Raw genomic sequence first — 16884 nt, forward strand, 5'->3', positions numbered from 1 at the left:
AATCATCTTTTTCACTAATAAAAATACTTCTGCGCAATATCTTCTGCTATCATCGGACGACTGAAGAAATAGCCCTGCATCATATAACAATCTCTTGCATATAAAAAGTCTACCTGTTCCTTTTTCTCTACACCTTCTGCAATCACATTTAGGTTCAAGTTTTTAGCCAAAGTAATAATTGTATTCGTAATGGCTGCATCATCTTTTGTCATATCCTGAATAAAGGATTTATCAATTTTCAAAGTAGATATAGGTAAATTTTTCAAATATCCTAAGGATGAATAGCCTGTCCCAAAGTCATCAATGGCAATACTTATTCCTAATCCTTTTAGTTGCTTCATTGTTTCTACGATTAATTCTGTATTTTTAACAATTAAATTTTCAGTGAGCTCTAGATGTATATACTTTGGAGATAATCCCACTTCATTTAAAACATTTTTTACAATAGAAAATAAATTACTCTGTTCAAACTGACGGACTGATAGATTCACTGACACACTAATCAACGGATAGCCCTGATCATGCCAAGCCTTTACCTGTTTGCATGCCTCTTTTAAAATCCATTCACCTATAGAGACAATCAACCCCGTTTCTTCAGCGATAGGTATAAATTTATCCGGCGAGATCATCCCTTTTTCAGGATGATTCCATCTCAGTAAAGCCTCTACACCTTCAATACTGTTTGTTTTGCTGTTTATTTGCGGCTGGTAAAAGATGACGAGCTCATTTTGCTCTAAAGCCTTATACAAGTCATTTTCAAGCTTAATGCTTTCAAATGTTCTGTTATCCATCTCTTCACTAAAGAAATGATAACTATTTCCTGATATCTCTTTTGATCTGTACATTGCTGTATCTGCATTTTTAATCAGGATTTCTGACGTATCACCGTTCTCCGGATATAGGCTAATCCCGATACTTGTTTTCATATAAATTTCATTATCGACTAACTTAAAGGACTTAGAGAAGGAATTAATGACACTGTTTACTACCTTTAATACTTCGTTTTCATTTTTAATATTAGGTAGGTAAATAGTAAATTCATCCCCGCCCTGCCTAGAAACGGTTGCATTATTGGGTACACATGCACTTAAACGATTGGCTACATCTCGTAACAGCAAATCTCCAATACTGTGTCCTAAAGTATCATTTACTAGCTTAAATCGATCTAAATCTAAATACAGAACTGCTAGTTTTTGATTATTCATCTGGGCGAAGGAAAGACCTTGATTTAATCGATCTTTTAAGAGAACTCGATTTGGTAAGTCTGTCAAACTATCAAAATAAGCATGATATTTAATTTCTTCTTCCATCTGTTTTCTTTCAGTTATATCTTTAAAGGTAACAACTTCCCCTACAATCTCATTTCCTTCCTTTATAGAGGAAATTACATATTCTACTGGGAAGCTGGAATTATCTTTTCTAAAAAACTTATCGTATTTATTGAAATGATTTGGATTTCCATTTTCTTGAACAGTATTACTAGAATCATTTTCATGGTTTTTCAAAATTAAACTGGAATGCTTCCCTATTAGTTCATCCTTAGCATCATATCCCAGCATTGCGGCTCCAGCGGGATTACAAAAAGTAATCTTCTTATTAAGGTCCAACCCGAAAATTCCTTCTCCCGCCGAATTAAGTATCAACTCTTTTTCACGGCTAAGCTGCTGTAATTCAATGATTACTCGTTCCAGCTCCTGATTCTTCACTGTAATTTCAGAGGTTCTTTCCTCGATAATAACCTCCTGCTTTTCCATATAAAGAAGGTTTGATAGAGTCGAGGCTGTAGCATCAACGATAGACTGGGCTAACTGTGTCTGAGTCTCAGTATAGTGAAGGTTATTATCATCTAAGTTAACAACGGAGATTTGCCCCAACACCTCACCTAATGATACTAAAGGCAGCATAAAGAGGCCCTTCATTCCAAAATTTCGGCAAAGATCATGATTTGGCCTCGGATCTGCATATACATCAGGAATGAGAACTGCTTTTTTCGTCTCCATTACTTCTTGCATTACTCGGTCTTTGCTTTGGTCGATTTGAATTTTGTTATGGGTGTTAATCCAGTCCTCTTCTGTCCAATCGGAATCCTTGCTTAGCTTGGCTGGTCTTATCGCTCGTTCAGCAATAGGGTCTAATAAGTGTACACCAACATTATAGTTATCTAAGACCTTCCCTAAATAGGAGAAACACGTATCTAAGCTTTGCTGCATTGTAGAACACATCGACAAATCACGTGTTACATCAAGTAAAAGCTGCTTTTCCGATATAAGGTTTTCCTTATAGGTTAAATTATTGGCATTCTGGATAGCAACAGCAGCCATATTGACATATGCTTCAATTGTCTGAATTTCTGACTCTGTTAAATTCATCGGAATTCCATAATCAAATAAAAATACTAGTCCGAACAACTCTTCTTCAAAAGAGATTGGAAGGACAAATAAGGATTTGATTTGGAATCCTTCAACTGCGCGTGGATCTGGTCTATTATCCTTTGACGTATCAGGAATATATATTGCCTTTTTTGTTTCAATAACTTCTTTTGCTAATAGATCATATTCTGTATCAATGACATGCATATCAAGTGTCCATCCATTGATAACTTCTGGTTTTCCTACATATCCTCTGTATGTCCCATCTTCCTGTGGTAAGTAAATACCCACTGAGTCACATTGTACGATTTCCTCTGAGATCGCAATTGTTACCTGCTCCAAAACCTCTCTCAGATCAAGCTTTGTATTAATCATTTTTGTTATATTTGCAAGTCGAGAATATCTCGTTTGTTCCTTAAACATTCAAATGAACTCCATTCTCTGACATTTTTTAATATCTATCTTTTCACTATACCAAACAAATGAATTCGACAAAATCCTTCTATCATTTTACAATATTTTCCGACAATTTGGAATAATTATTGGAAAATAAAGAAAGAGTTAGGAGGGCATCCTCCTAACTCATAAAATACTGATTAATCCTTTACGATATCCGTGGAGTGACTGTCTTGCAATTCGCTCCCTTTTGCTCTATACATAGCGCTATCTGCATCTCGAATCATCGTTTCTAAATCTGCCTGAGAAATATCTGTTGTGTATGACCATCCAATACTTCCAGAGACCTTTATTGTTTGATGATTTAAGGAAATTGCCTCATCAAGAGCCATTTGTACTCGCTCTACAAGACTTTCTAGAAATGAATTTTCAATATTGGAAGATAAAATCACAAATTCATCTCCACCTAATCGACAAAGCAAATCTGTATCAGTCAGTTCGTCACCCAATCTAGAGACAACCCTTTTCAATAATTGATCTCCTACTTCATGTCCATAAGTATCATTGATTTTTTTAAACCCGTTCATATCGATAAATAATAAAGCGACAGAATGAGTTCTTTTCTCTTTTAGAAAATTAAACTTTTCCTTCAGTAATAACCGATTGGCCGCCCCAGTTAAAGGGTCTTGATACGCTAATTGCTGCAGCTTATCGTTAACCTCACTAATCTTACGAATGAAGATTAAAAGAAAGATTGTAGTAAATACACCAAACATAACTAAATAGATAAAGTCTTCTATAACGACATTCGGGAAAATTTCCTCACGAAGATAAAAGAAAGCATAAAAAGTAAGAATGGTTGAAGCAATGCCTGCTATTACTACCAATCGTGCATTTTGATAAAGGGCACATAAAGGAAGAACTAACCACATAAATAAATAGTTTACTAAATAAGGCCGATCTTTTAATAAACAATAAAAGAAGAGATACATACTGCTAACTATTACATACATTGTAATCTTTGGATTTACTTTTATGTAAATCAGCACTATAGGGATTATAGCAAATACAAGGAAAAGCATTGCTAAAGAATATATGCTTTCAAATCCTCCAATAACAATACTTACCATTATTTGAATAAAATAAAAGACACTTACTAATATGAATAAGATTGAATTCTGACGATGCATTAATTCTTTACCATTCATTAACTAAATCTTCCTGTTCTATAGTATAGGTAAGAGTTTGAAAGGTATAAAAGTTACAATCTAATTTTACCTAATCACTATATTATATCCTATAAAATATTACTAAAGTCATGTAAAAAAAAAACATTTTATATTTATATGGTACTTCCAAAACCCTCAAGAGAAGAATTTGCAGGTATATAGTAATACCCTTTAGAAAATGTAATTTAAATACATCATTTGTTTTAATCTGAGTAATCAAGAACAATCTCAACTACAAGAAAGGATGAGTACTTTTACGTTCTTATTTATACTCACCTCACAATATCAAGCATTCTCAATCGATTCCCCTATTTTCTAAATCCTTTACTGTCTTGCTATTTTCAACGGTTTTTTCGTCCTTTAATGTACCGAAAATAATATCGAAAAACGGGTTGGATACGCCAAACCAGAAGTTTTCATTTTTGTAATGGTGAAGGATATGGGTTTTCTTTAACCAGACACCAAATTTTGATTTAGGCTTTAATGGTCGGTGTGCCACATAGTGCTTCCACTCATAAACAAGTAACATGAGAATTAGTCCCAGACTAAACGCTAAGGTCCAGTCTAAATTTTTGGTAATGAAATAAAAAATTAATGATAGGATTATGAAATTCGGGAGGCTGTACCAAATCGGAAGAAATAATAACTTTAAATCATTTGGAAATTTATGATGGTCATAGTGAATGCGCTTTAAAAATTTTAAAAACATCTTATTCTTCGGCGGCTTTAAATGGAAGAAAAAGCGGTGCGTCAGGTATTCAGCAAACATATAGATTACAAGACCAAAGGCAATCCATACAAGGACCATTGCCGAATTAGCCATTACCATTAATACACTTGCAATGCCCAGCAAAAGAATCATCAAAATCATAATATCAAAGTGAAAAAAGAAATCCCGATACAGTCCCTTACTTTTCAATCATTTCACTCACTTTCATTTTAAATTTTCAAGGTATAAATAACGTCATATTCTTCTATACGAGAACAAAGCTGATTACATAAGTCTGTTTGATTAGCAATGAGAAACTGAATACTACGACCACCAGTAAGATAGCGCTTTCATTCGATCATTCCATTTTATGCTCCATTTTACTAAATAATCCTACCGTTTTTATGCTAAATAACTAGGATATCCTTTTGTATAAAAATAAGAACAGCATGAACCATATGCTGTTCTTATTTAACCGTATTTAATTCTATGGATTCAAAAAACACTAGCTTTCCTTAAAATCCTCTCTTTCATATATCCATTTTTCTGCAAACTCTGGAAAATCAATAAATGGATTGCGGTTTCCTTGCAAATCATAGATGGCAAGATTTCGGTGCTTCTCATATAAAGAGACCGGAAATTTCTGATGCCACTCTAGTAAAAGCTCTAAATTCTCTAGACGACTATCAATTATTCCTGAGTAACGTGTCATAAAATAAAGGGTTGCTCTTGCAACAATTCCTTTTCCATATTCAGGTTCAAACTTCCCTTCATCCGCCTTGCCGCAGCCTTCCTCAATCCCTAAAATATGAGCTTCAGGTACATAGTCGGAAAAGTCATGATACGGATAATTTCCACGACGGCTGTTGCAGCCTGGATTACAGGCAAATAAATGATGTAAATCCCCCCTCATTGGCTGACGCTTATCAAACCAAGACTGAGGTACTACATGCTCACAATTTAACTTCACTTCATCAGATAAGGTATTTACTCCTGCATTTTCAAGAATTCGGATATCCTCTTCAATGACAGCAAGTGGATCCATTTCCTTGCCCGAATAGATGCTTTTCAGTTTGCCATTCTCATTCAAATCCACCCATGGATAGACGTAACGGTGAGGTGAGTAGCCTAGCTTATTTTCATGTGTTTTTTCTAGTAAATCATGAATGCTTTTTCTATCAAGTAAAATATCTTTATAGTATGTTTGTTTAATTTCTTCGTCCCTAGCTTCTTCATAATAGACTCGGTTTTCACTGTACTCAAAATAGGTAGCCTTTGCCGTTTCCAGTTCCTGTAGCAGCATTTCCTGAATTTCAATTTTCTGCTCCTGAGTCAATTCTACTACTTTTGGATTTTCATTAACCCGCTCCATCTGTTCTACTACTTCGTATGGAATCAAACTCACTTTACGCTCCATTTTCTTCCCTCCTATAGGATTAAATTGAAGCTAACTCATGATGTTATCAATAGTTTAACAATTCAAAATATTATTTCCTAGTAACTTTTGACGTATTTTAGTCTAGTAAAAAATAGGGAAAGTGTAGATTTCCTGCAAAGCATAAATAGAGGTAGATTGAGTAAAGACTTACCCTGATAGACTATAAGTTATTGACTTAAAAAGTACTAAAAAAAGAGGTCCTGCCTAAAACATATAGACAAGACCTCTTATTTTATTTAAGCATTGTTGAATTTAAAAATTCCCGCGTTCTTTCTTCTTTCGGATGGTTGAAAAATTGATCAGGAGTGCCGCGTTCGATAATTTTCCCATCATGCATGTACACAATCCAGTCGGCTACTTCTTTGGCGAAGCCCATTTCATGTGTTACTACAACCATTGTCATTCCTTCATCAGCTAATGTTTTCATGGTTGTTAAAACTTCCCCCACTAGCTCGGGGTCAAGTGCAGAGGTTGGCTCATCAAAAAGCATAATATCAGGCTCCATAGCAAGTGCTCTAGCAATCGCCACCCGTTGCTTTTGCCCTCCTGATAGTTTACTAGGATAGACATCCGCCTTGTCCTCTAGAGTAACTTTACTTAATAGCTGTTTTGCTTTTGTTATAGCCTCTTCTTTGTCTACACCCTTTACCCTGATAGGAGCTTCAATAATATTTTCTAAAACCGTTTTATGTGGAAATAGGTTGAAATTTTGAAACACCATCCCAACCTTTTCCCTAATCTTATTGAGATCATCGGTACGTGGATTAACTGTATTTCCTTCAATTATAATATCGCCGTTATCCTTTTTTTCCAAGAAGTTTAAACAGCGAAGTAGAGTACTTTTCCCTGAGCCACTCGATCCTATTAAACACACAACATCACTCTCAAAAACAGTCATATCGATATTTTTCAATACATGTAAATCTCCAAATGATTTATTCAATTGATTTATCTTAATCATTTCCTTCATGGCCACTGTCTACGCCTCCTATCTGTCGCTTACCGCTAATCTCAGTTCAACTCGGTTTACTATCAATGTCATCAGCGCTACTAGTAATAAGTAGTATACTGCCACAATTAGTAAATAGGTCATCTCATCAAAATTATTTGACCCTAGGGTTGTTGCCACATTGAACAGCTCATTCATGGAGATAAATGCGGCTAATGAAGAATCCTTTAAGCTTATAATAAATTGATTGCCTAAAGGTGGTAATGCACGGCGGAATGCCTGAGGAAGAATAATTCTTCTCAATGTAAGTGTCTTTGTCATCCCTAAAGAACGTCCAGCTTCAAACTGTCCCTTGTCGACTGACTGAATTGCCCCTCTAAGAATTTCAGAAATATAGGCTCCATTATGTAACGCAAGTGCAATTGAAGCAGCCCAAAAATCTGGGAGAAGAAAAATTCCGCTAATCCCGAAATAGAGAATGAAAATTTGAACAATCAGTGGTGTTCCACGCACCAAATACACATAGATATCTGAAATGAGCTCTAAAATCTTTATTTTGGATATCTTAAGTAAAGCAAATACTAGCCCGATGACGATCCCTAGTATAATAGAGACAACCGTTAGCTCTAACGTTAAAAGCATAGCTTTTAAGAAAACACCTTTTGTTTCATTTAATATTTGAAAAAAATGCGAAAAACTTGGCAAAATACTACTCCCTTTCTTACCATAGCCTTGAATTACTCTGGTTTCTTGGTAATGTCCTCATCAAAATATTTGATGCTAATCCGAGTTAGTGTCCCATTTTCCCGGAGTTGCTCTAACGTTTCGTTTACTCGCTTTAATAGATTTGGATTATCCTGAGGCAGTACAATCGCTTGTTCACTACGATTAATTAACTGCTGCCCCTTTATCTTGAATCCTTCCTTTTCAGCTGTTTTACCTGTAACAAAATCAGTGATTACCGCATCATGGCGTCCGCTACTTAATGCTTTTAAGGCTGTAATATCGCTGTCATAAGTTTTGATTTTATCTGTATACTTGGAAGCTGTATCGGCATAGGTTGATCCTTTTGCTACAGCAACCTCCTTACCCTTCAAATCTTCCACAGTCTTAATGTTGCTATCAGGTCTGGTGAAAATTTTCGGTCCCGAATAATAGTACGGGGTAGAAAAGGAGACATGCTTGCTCCTCTGAGGGTTAATTGTGTGGCTAGCAACAGCTGCATCTGCACGACCTGTTTTTACCCCTTCTACAATCCCTTTGAATTTAATTCGCTTCTGAACTGGTTCAAGGCCCATTTGCTTCGCAATCGCTTCGCCAACCTCAATATCAAAGCCAGACATAGTGAGATCATCATTTATGTAACTAAATGGCTTAAATTCTCCCGAAGCAGCAAATACAAATTGATTTTTATTTATCAGCTCAGATCCATCATCGAGCTTCTCCTTTTCAGCACAGGCAGATAAAAAGAAGACTACGATAATACTAGTAACCAGAAATAACTTTTTCTTTAATAACATGTGCCATCCGTCCTCTTCCGTATATATTTCAATAATGCTACAAGCTAAATCTCTTGCTGCTTATGAAATTTAATACCCCATTTACTCTCGGTAAAACAAAAATCGTCAGGTACCTTTCCTGGTACCTAACGATTTGCAAACATATAAATTATAGAATTAGTCCATTATCCATCTAAGCTTTTTGATTTAAAAAGACGGTGATGCGTATGCTTACGACTCCATTCCTTCAAGTAAGTAGCTAGAGGAATAAGCGAAGTTTTTTCGGTTATTTGCAAGATAGAGCGACAGTTAGGGGGAAATAGGGGAAGTTTTTCCGGTTATTCACAGAAAAACCCCTCATTCTCATGTATTCTGAGCCAATAGCAGGAATTTCTCCTTCTATTTAAGTTATTTTTCACGTTAAATTCAAATTAAGCGGAATTTCTTCGCTTATTTAGTAGATTGGGTTCTTTCTTATCATGACCTCTCGACACCAACAGGAGGCGTGAAATAAAGCCACACTCATATATAATTATTATTTTTCTCCCGCACCTCAGCTATTTTTTCTAGCAGTTGGCCGAATTCTTTCTGTTCACATTCATGTAATCCCCTATCGTTAAAGGGAACACCTACTAACCAGGAAGTTCCCTTTTTTTCGTGAGATGAGAATACACAATAAAACAGACAATCTATATACGCTGTCACACGTTTAAACTTTGGTTCATAATAACCCCTCCATCAAATTCTCCAATATATGTATCTATTACCTCCTTGTTGGAGTAAATCCATCCAGTGTTTAGAACAAAAAACTTATTGTTCCATTTTTTGACACATCATGAAATAAAAATCGTCTAATAAGCAGAGACCTATATAGGAGGATCAAAATAAATGCAAAACGAAAGAGAGATTATTTCCAATTGGTTTTTTCTCTATAGCCAAGATGTTTTCAATTTTTTAGTTTACTATTCAGGAACTCTTGATGTAGAAGATCTCGTTCAAGAAGTGTTTATTAAGGCAGCTAAAGGTATGAGCACCTACCGAAAACATGCGACGCCCAAAACTTGGCTCTTTAGCATTGCCCGTAATCTAGCCATCGACAAAGCAAGAAAGAACAAAACAAAGATCAGTCGGACGAATGTGGCTTTCCATGAGGAGACTTTGGATCAGCACATCGGATTTTCTCCTGAGCAAATTCTGATAGACCATGAGGAGAAACAAGAATTGTACAGTAGGATCAATCAGCAAAAAAAGAAATATCGGGATGTGCTAATTTTAAGGGGCATTCAAGGATTGTCCGTGAGTGAAACAGCACAAATACTTGGATGCAAAGAAACCGCCGTTCGAACCAACTATCATCGTGCAGTCAAGGCATTACAAAATGAATTGAATTGGAGGGAATCTCATGAAGGATAATCTAAAAAATGTCGAGAAGAAATTAAACGAATTTCCGCCATATCACATGAGCCAGTCTACTCAAGCTCTCCTCCATCAACAAGTGATGGACACCCTTGAAGATAATGAAATCCGACAAAAACGAAAAGGAGTATTTCTCATTAAAGCCAAAGTAGGAATTGTTACGGCAGCGGCAGTCATAATTGTTAGTATTCTATCCGTAAGTCTATTAAATGATTATCCAAACTCATCCAGTGGAGAGAATCCTATACCCATTAATCAGGACGTTGACCAAGAAATCGAACAGAGTCCTGGAGAAGAAGAGGACAACAATTTGTATGATCCCGTCCTGCTCGAGCAACAAGCTTCAGAGATTCTTCAGGCGATCGATGACCATGATATGGATGTACTATCCAGTCATGTACACCCAGAGAAAGGTTTACTGCTTTCCCCCTATTTTTCTGTGATGGACGATAAAGTAAGATTTGAAAAAAATGAGGTACCATCACTATTAGAAAATGAGGCAACGTATTTGTGGGGCTATGGAGAAGCGAACACGGAAATACAATTGACGCCAGCGGACTATTTCGACAAGCATCTTCAAGTAAAGCGATTCTTTAAATCGGATGAAGTCTTTGTCGATACACAAAATCAAGAAGTGGACCCTACCAATTATTTAAAAACGGTTTTTCCTGATTCAAAGATCGTTGAATTTTATCATGCTGGTACCGAACAATATAGTGGAATGGATTGGAGAAGTCTCAACCTGGTTTTCGAACAAGATGAAGAAGGTGCGTGGCGTCTAGTGGCAATAGTCAACAATCTCTTTACTCCTTAACCTGCAAATTAGATATCTGCTTTAGTGTTTTTTAACAACAAAAGTAAAACAAGAAACAAGCCATCAGACTAGGGACAGTACTAGTTCGATGGCTTATTTTGTATTTATTCTTATTTATGATACGGTTCACCGTAGCAGGGCTAAATGAGGTTTTTTCCCTTGTCCATTTTAGTTAGCTGGCTGAAGGATCACCCAATCTCTCTTACTCCAATATTTCTTCCGTAAGCAGCTTAAATCCTTTAATCATCGTGTCTTCTTCCACCTCGATCAATAAACAGCGTTTGCCATTGTAATTGACCTGTTTGACATATCTCAAGTCTTAAGGGCTGATCGCAATATTCGCTATTTTTGTGCTGATCTTAATGGACTTGGACGCGTAACTCGGAACGATATGGCTTGCTTTCATTTCATACGTTTTGTCTTCAACCACCTGCTGAAATGCCCTTTCCACTATTTTCAGTAAATCGTTATCCAACTTAAATTGTTTTAGAATCTTCGCTATATCTTTGTTATTCATCTCTAAAATTAACTCCCTGGTTAGTAAGATTCGTGTTTTGGACAAAAAAGAGCATCCAAAGCTACAGTTAGCTTCTGACACTTCTTTATTATAACAATCTTTAAGATGAAGAAGGCCTATCTATTATGGATTACCTTTGTTCTTCTTGGATCGTTATGTACCTCTACGTGTTTTGTATACTTTAAATTAAATTGCTAATAATATGTATGAATAAGGAATTTTTAAGTACGACTAGAAATGTTTTTTCTCAATAAGAGGGGTGCGATGTACATGTTTTGGAAAAAAAAACAAATTGAAAATAAGCTTGTTGCTCAATCAATAACTGAATCAGAATTATCGATAGAAGCTCTGAAAAAAAGCCTCGTTCAAATGGATGATGCAGAATTTGTGGAAATTGACATTTCCGTTATTCGAAAAATTCATCTTGTTTACATACGAACTCTCATTGACCAAGAAAAATTAAATGAAAGCATTATAAAACCTTTAACTAAATGTTCCAAACCGTCTATTCAAGATTGTATTACGAATTCCTCCATTATTCACATTCCTAATTTTATAGAGGCAAAAAAACAGTTGTTTTCAGGTTCCATTTTGTTATTTGATTCTTCGCAAAACCTTTGGTTAGCTGTGCCATTAAAAAATCCTATTGGACGTGCCATTGAAACATCTGAAACAGAAACCATCATGTTCGGAGCAAAAGACAGCTTTAGTGAACAAGTAGAACAAAATATTACGCTTATTCGAAGACGACTCCCCATACATGAACTGAAAGCAGAGAAGTTTACTGTCGGTTCTATGAGTGAGACAAGTGTTGTTTTAATGTACATAGAGGGGCTGACTAATCCAGATTTTGTTTCAACAGTCAAAGAGAAGATTTCTGAAATTAATTTTGATCTCTTCTTTGACTCCTCTCAAGTTGCGGCATTCCTGGAGGATCATCAAAACAGTATTTTTCCTCAGTTTCAGCAAACTGACCGGCCTGATGTAGTTGCTTATTCTCTGGGATTAGGAAAGATCACCCTTCTGGTAGACAATACACCATTTGCTCTTGTTGCACCCATTACTTTTTTCCATTTGTTCCAATCACCCGAGGACTATATTAATCGATGGGTAGTTGCCAGTTTTTTGCGCATCATCCGATATGTCTGTTTTCTTCTGTCAGTCTCATTGATTCCTATCTATGTGGCATTGACAACTCATCACTATCAAATGATTCCTATACAAACACTTCTAGTCTTGGTCGACTCAAGGAGCAAGCTTCCTTTCACTCCTTTTTGGGAAGCATTTATCATGTTAATTTTTATTGAAATCATAAAAGAAGCAAGTTTAAGGATGCCTACAAAAACAAGTCAAACACTTGGGGTTATTGGTGGTATTGTGATTGGCCAAGCGGCTGTTGAGGCTGGATTCGCTAGCAACGTATTAATTGTCATGGTTGGGATCTCGACGATAGCTTCCTTTCTTATCCCCAACTACCTTATGACAAAAGCAAATTCATTAATGCAATTGATGCTTCTTGTTTTTTCTTCTTTACTTGGGATAATTGGGATTGCACTAGGAAGCATTGCTATTTTAGCCCATCTTAATAGCTTGTCTTCAATCAAGCAACCCTATTTTTCACCAGTTTCCCCTTTCTTTAGAAAGGATTGGATAGACTTATTCATTCGAGGGCCATTAACCAAGATGTTGGAGCGTCCAGAGCATCTTAAACCTCTAAAACTGAAGAGATATAAAACTAGGAGATGACTTGATGGGAACTTACCAATTATTTAAAAAGAATGAAACCTATAATGGGCTCTATGCCATGTTGTTGGTAAATCGCCTCCAAATGCTTTACTTTTTTCTGATTATGCCAAATATCTTGATCCATCCATATATGATTTGGGTGCTTATAGCTGTCGGGATATTATCCCAACTAAACCTTTTTCTTTTATCGAAGTGGCTTTTAACCCGTTTATCTAGCAATGGATATAATGGATTTGTCCAAATGTTTGGAAAAAAATTGGTACGATTTCTCTCTTTCATCGGGTTGTTCTTTATTCTGCTTAAACTTTCCGTCATAACCTTAGGATTCAGCCAAATTGTTCAAACATTTATGCTTCCAGCAACAGATACAAATTTTCTTGTCTTTTTTATTTTGTTGTTCTGTTTTTATGTCGCAGGTAAGGGCGTTGAACATACCATTCGTTTTGTGTTGATTTCTTTTTTCTGTACATTTTCGATGATCACATTTTTCGTTTTTTTCTTCTTTCCCCCAATAGCTCAACTCAGTGATTTGTATCCGCTTATTCCAATGGAGTGGAAAGTAGAAAATTGGAAAGCCTTTTTTTTAATTTTGTCTTCCTATTCTGGTCCGGAATTTCTGGTATTTTTGGGACCATGGCTTAAAACAAACAATAAAACCTTTCGCTATTTGTGTTACGGCAACGCTCTCACCGTTGTAGAGTATGTATTCCTATTTATAGCATCCCTATTTTTTTTCGGTTCCAATTATTTAAGTAAAACTCAATATCCAATTATTAATATGTCCCGTTATTTTCAAAACCCAGTGTTAGAACGAATTGATATGATCTTGCTTTCCTTTGAATTATTTAACCTAGTTTTTGCAGTTTCTCTATTTTTACTATTGTTTTATGGAGCATCTAAAATAGCTTTTGGTAAAATGAGCAAGCCAACCAGTGGAAAAGGTTTGTTATCCAATGTTTTCCTTATTTTTATCGGAATGGTTCTTATGAATGAATTATTTTGGAAGTCTGAGGAGAAGCAGACCTTTTTACTTAATCTCCAAATTATAGCTGGAAGCATAAGCTATTTTCTTGTTCCTCTTGTTATTGTTTTAGTAATGAAAAAAGAGGGGGTTAAAAAACATGCGTCTACATAAAAAGATATGTAAAAGATTGATACTCCTTTTTATGACTTTTTGGTTATCTGGCTGTGCCCCTTTTACTGAAAACAAGCTTATTGAAGAAATTTCTCCCGTTACCTTTTTGTCAATTAGTAAGGGGGATAAAGGGAAATTAACAGTCAGTACAATTATGCCTCCTCTAAGTAAAGAAAAGAAGTTTGTTATGTCGCAAGAAGTCAGCTTATTAAAGGAGGGAGTACAGAAGTACAATTTAAACTTCTACCAGGAAATGAAATCCGGACAAATGCGGATGCTGGTAATTAGTGATGAACTTGGAAGAGACGGGATTATGTCCATTATAAATGTATTATTGACTGATCCGGATATTTCTCCGAGAATCTATTTAGTAATCGTAAAAGGAAATTTTGATGAATACTTGGAAAGTCAATTGGACAAAGATGAAAACTTTGATTACTCGTTTTACCGAATGCTGAAGCATTATGAGGAAAAAAACCAAGGAGAATTAACTGTCGTTAATCTTCATGAATTTAAAAATTTGCTCTATACTCCTTATTCAGATCCTTTCTTGCCTGTATTCAAATTAGAAGAGGATGGGGTCAACTATGAAGGTACAGCCTTGTTTAAAGATGACAAGCTAGTTGAAACTATTTCATCTTTAGATGATCGTATCTTCCAGCTGATAAACAACGATCACTACTTAGTTGTTTTACCGATTCAAAAATTTGAAATTGTACTGGGTCATGTTAGATCTAAAGTAATAGTAGATATCGATAGCAGTTATTCTACAATGACCTATACCGTGAATATAGACACTAGGATTGAGGAATACCGGGGAGAGAAGCAATTATTTGACCCAAAGCAGTTAGAAAATATGAAAAAAGATATCGAAACCCATCTTGAAAAACAAACACATGAACTAGTTAAAAAGATGCAAGAATTGAAAGTGGATCCATTACAGCTTGGCATACAAACAAAAAGACCATTCTCAAAACCAATGGAAGAAAAAAAATGGATTGAAATGTTTGAGAAGATGGACATTAAAATAAAATACAATATTAATATTGATCCTTTGACGGATGCAAATTCAAAAAGGCAAAACCTTTAATTTTCCCTATCGAATAACCCATAACGCAAACAAAATGCCCTAGAATCTAAAGATTCTAGGGCATTTTGTTTACAATCTATTGCTTTGCGTAATTTCTGTCATATTATACAATAACACAAGCTAGCGTTGTGGTCGAAAACTTTGGAAATAACCATGATTTCATCACATCCGCCTGGCTTTCCTCCAAAAATGTCTGCGGCTATTCTTTTACCATTTGTTTGCTACCAATAATCGATGAGCCTAATTGTTGCTGGAGAGCATCTAAGTAAATCTGCCTTTTTAGATGAGTAAGATACTCTCAATTGAATCTGGTTGAAAAATCAATTATATAAATAGGTGTTTTTCATATTATACAGCTTAATTTTATTGGTCAATGTTAAACTGTTCCTAAAAATTTTCTATAGATTAGGTAAGTTTAATGCTGTATTAATATTATCGAGATCCAAATTGATTTGTTCGTTCATATCCCAAGCGTGGTACCATCCCTTTTCTACCATATAACTAGAAATTTGTTCATGCATATCAAGAGGTTTTAGCTGCATCTGGAGTAAATCTTCCAATACCTCTGTTGACATACACATTCAATCCCCTATCTCTTTGTCTATCCTCTAAAATTTCTATATAATGTCCAAAGGCATTTTTCTAGTCGGTTGCGGAAATACCTCATCAAGTCTATTTAAATCCTCTTTTGTTAATTCAATTATAGTAGCTTTCGCATTTGCTAGTACATGTTCTTCTTGAACAGCTTTTGGAATAGCTAGACAATCGTTAGAACGGATTGTCCAAGCGAGAGCGATTTGTAAGGGTTGTACAGCGTATTTTTCTGCAATCTCTTTAATGGTTGGATCCGTTAACAATTGTCTTCTTAATGAACCTCCTTGAGCTAGCGGGCTATATGCCATAATAGGCATGTGATGTTCTCGCTGCCATGGTAAGAGATCATAATCTATACCCCTTGAACCAAGATGATATAACACTTGATTAGTCATACAATTTTTTCCGTTAGTGGTGTTCCATAACTCTTTCATATCATCGGTATCAAAATTGGAGACTCCCCACCTTACTATTTTTCCTTCCTTGCGTAGCTTTTCCATTCCTTCAATGGTTTCTGCTAATGGCACACGTCCTCGCCAGTGTAAAAGGTACAAATCAAGATGATCGGTTCCCAGCCTTTTTAGACTGTTTTCACACGCTTTGGCAATCATATCTAATCCTGCATGATGAGGATACACCTTTGATACTAAAAAGACGTCATCTCTACGTCCTTTAATTGCTTCACCGACTAAGCGTTCAGAATCGCCATCACCATACATTTCCGCCGTATCTATAAGTTTCATTCCTAAATCTATTCCGAGTTGTAAAGCTTTGATTTCCCTTTCTCTCATTTGAGGATTTTCTCCCATGTACCAAGTTCCTTGTCCTATTCTTGGTAGAGAAGTTCCATCAGGCAATGTAACTACACGACTTTCAAGGGAATTTTTTATTTTTGTTAATTTATTTTCGTCCTGTACACTCATTAAAAATCAACACTTCCTTTTGTATCTTTTTATGTGCCTAATGAACAAAAAAAGGCGGCA

General features: G+C 35.7%; 13 protein-coding genes and 2 pseudogenes. 5 read left to right on the top strand and 10 right to left on the bottom strand.

What is annotated here, in order from left to right:
• Positions 1-14: 14 nt before the first annotated feature.
• From LG296_RS19180 to LG296_RS19210, 7 genes are all read right to left on the bottom strand, one after another.
• Complete coding sequence (locus LG296_RS19180) at positions 15-2792, bottom strand: EAL domain-containing protein (RefSeq protein WP_107932141.1); 2778 nt, start codon at positions 2790-2792, stop codon at positions 15-17.
• Between the two features lie 173 nt (positions 2793-2965).
• Positions 2966-3973 carry a GGDEF domain-containing protein gene (locus LG296_RS19185; protein ID WP_235867565.1) on the bottom strand — a complete coding sequence of 336 codons (1008 nt, stop codon included), beginning with the start codon at positions 3971-3973 and terminating at the stop codon, positions 2966-2968.
• Between the two features lie 316 nt (positions 3974-4289).
• Positions 4290-4865: a sterol desaturase family protein gene (locus LG296_RS19190; protein ID WP_107932398.1), complete on the bottom strand. Its 576-nt coding sequence runs from the start codon at positions 4863-4865 to the stop codon at positions 4290-4292.
• A 343-nt stretch (positions 4866-5208) separates the two neighbouring features.
• Positions 5209-6006 (bottom strand): endonuclease I family protein, encoded by a 798-nt coding sequence (locus LG296_RS19195; RefSeq protein ID WP_235867572.1) that lies wholly within the window; start codon positions 6004-6006, stop codon positions 5209-5211.
• 367 nt (positions 6007-6373) lie between these two features.
• The gene (locus LG296_RS19200) at positions 6374-7111 is read right to left on the bottom strand and encodes an amino acid ABC transporter ATP-binding protein (protein WP_404427998.1); all 738 of its coding nucleotides are present in this window, start codon (positions 7109-7111) and stop codon (positions 6374-6376) included.
• Between the two features lie 18 nt (positions 7112-7129).
• Positions 7130-7795 carry an amino acid ABC transporter permease gene (locus LG296_RS19205; protein WP_107932137.1) on the bottom strand — a complete coding sequence of 222 codons (666 nt, stop codon included), beginning with the start codon at positions 7793-7795 and terminating at the stop codon, positions 7130-7132.
• Between the two features lie 32 nt (positions 7796-7827).
• Positions 7828-8610, bottom strand: a complete 783-nt coding sequence (locus LG296_RS19210) for a transporter substrate-binding domain-containing protein (RefSeq protein WP_107932135.1) — start codon at positions 8608-8610, stop codon at positions 7828-7830.
• A gap of 867 nt (positions 8611-9477) precedes the next feature.
• Here LG296_RS19210 and LG296_RS19215 point away from each other — a divergent pair.
• Both LG296_RS19215 and LG296_RS19220 read left to right on the top strand, forming a co-directional pair.
• Positions 9478-10002, top strand: a complete 525-nt coding sequence (locus tag LG296_RS19215; RefSeq protein WP_107932132.1) for an RNA polymerase sigma factor — start codon at positions 9478-9480, stop codon at positions 10000-10002.
• A complete protein-coding gene (locus tag LG296_RS19220) occupies positions 9992-10819 on the top strand; it encodes a hypothetical protein (protein WP_107932130.1) in 828 nt (275 codons plus the stop codon). Before LG296_RS19215 ends, LG296_RS19220 begins: the two co-directional genes overlap by 11 nt.
• 202 nt (positions 10820-11021) lie before the next feature.
• On the opposite strand, the pseudogene LG296_RS19225 reads toward LG296_RS19220, so the two are convergent.
• Positions 11022-11336: pseudogene (locus tag LG296_RS19225) on the bottom strand (DUF4317 family protein).
• A 270-nt stretch (positions 11337-11606) separates the two neighbouring features.
• On the opposite strand from LG296_RS19225, the gene LG296_RS19230 reads away from it, so the two are divergent.
• From LG296_RS19230 to LG296_RS19240, 3 genes are read left to right on the top strand one after another with little or no spacing between them, the layout of a single operon-like run.
• Positions 11607-13082, top strand: coding sequence for a spore germination protein (locus LG296_RS19230; protein ID WP_107932394.1), 1476 nt, complete (start codon positions 11607-11609; stop codon positions 13080-13082).
• Between the two features lie 4 nt (positions 13083-13086).
• A complete protein-coding gene (locus LG296_RS19235; RefSeq protein ID WP_404427258.1) occupies positions 13087-14217 on the top strand; it encodes a GerAB/ArcD/ProY family transporter in 1131 nt (376 codons plus the stop codon).
• A 31-nt stretch (positions 14218-14248) separates the two neighbouring features.
• Positions 14249-15307, top strand: coding sequence for a Ger(x)C family spore germination protein (locus tag LG296_RS19240; RefSeq protein WP_235867563.1), 1059 nt, complete (start codon positions 14249-14251; stop codon positions 15305-15307).
• A 398-nt stretch (positions 15308-15705) separates the two neighbouring features.
• On the opposite strand, the pseudogene LG296_RS19245 reads toward LG296_RS19240, so the two are convergent.
• Positions 15706-15873: pseudogene (locus LG296_RS19245) on the bottom strand (spore coat protein); the annotation flags it as partial.
• A gap of 51 nt (positions 15874-15924) precedes the next feature.
• Positions 15925-16824: an aldo/keto reductase gene (locus LG296_RS19250; protein ID WP_107932124.1), complete on the bottom strand. Its 900-nt coding sequence runs from the start codon at positions 16822-16824 to the stop codon at positions 15925-15927.
• Positions 16825-16884: the final 60 nt, after the last annotated feature.

This window comes from Ureibacillus chungkukjangi (assembly GCF_044795995.1).
Taxonomy (GTDB): Bacteria; Bacillota; Bacilli; order Bacillales_A; family Planococcaceae; genus Ureibacillus; species Ureibacillus chungkukjangi.

Bases quoted from the DNA above. Each gene is read 5' to 3' on its own strand.
- LG296_RS19180 (WP_107932141.1), bottom strand. From the start codon at position 2,792: ATGTTTAAGGAACAAACGAGATATTCTCGACTTGCAAATATAACAAAA.
- LG296_RS19185 (WP_235867565.1), bottom strand. From the start codon at position 3,973: ATGAATGGTAAAGAATTAATGCATCGTCAGAATTCAATCTTATTCATA.
- LG296_RS19190 (WP_107932398.1), bottom strand. From the start codon at position 4,865: ATGATTTTGATGATTCTTTTGCTGGGCATTGCAAGTGTATTAATGGTA.
- LG296_RS19195 (WP_235867572.1), bottom strand. From the start codon at position 6,006: ATGCTGCTACAGGAACTGGAAACGGCAAAGGCTACCTATTTTGAGTAC.
- LG296_RS19200 (WP_404427998.1), bottom strand. From the start codon at position 7,111: ATGAAGGAAATGATTAAGATAAATCAATTGAATAAATCATTTGGAGAT.
- LG296_RS19210 (WP_107932135.1), bottom strand. From the start codon at position 8,610: ATGTTATTAAAGAAAAAGTTATTTCTGGTTACTAGTATTATCGTAGTC.
- LG296_RS19215 (WP_107932132.1), top strand. From the start codon at position 9,478: ATGCAAAACGAAAGAGAGATTATTTCCAATTGGTTTTTTCTCTATAGC.
- LG296_RS19220 (WP_107932130.1), top strand. From the start codon at position 9,992: ATGAAGGATAATCTAAAAAATGTCGAGAAGAAATTAAACGAATTTCCG.
- LG296_RS19230 (WP_107932394.1), top strand. From the start codon at position 11,607: ATGTTTTGGAAAAAAAAACAAATTGAAAATAAGCTTGTTGCTCAATCA.
- LG296_RS19235 (WP_404427258.1), top strand. From the start codon at position 13,087: ATGGGAACTTACCAATTATTTAAAAAGAATGAAACCTATAATGGGCTC.
- LG296_RS19240 (WP_235867563.1), top strand. From the start codon at position 14,249: ATGACTTTTTGGTTATCTGGCTGTGCCCCTTTTACTGAAAACAAGCTT.
- LG296_RS19250 (WP_107932124.1), bottom strand. From the start codon at position 16,824: ATGAGTGTACAGGACGAAAATAAATTAACAAAAATAAAAAATTCCCTT.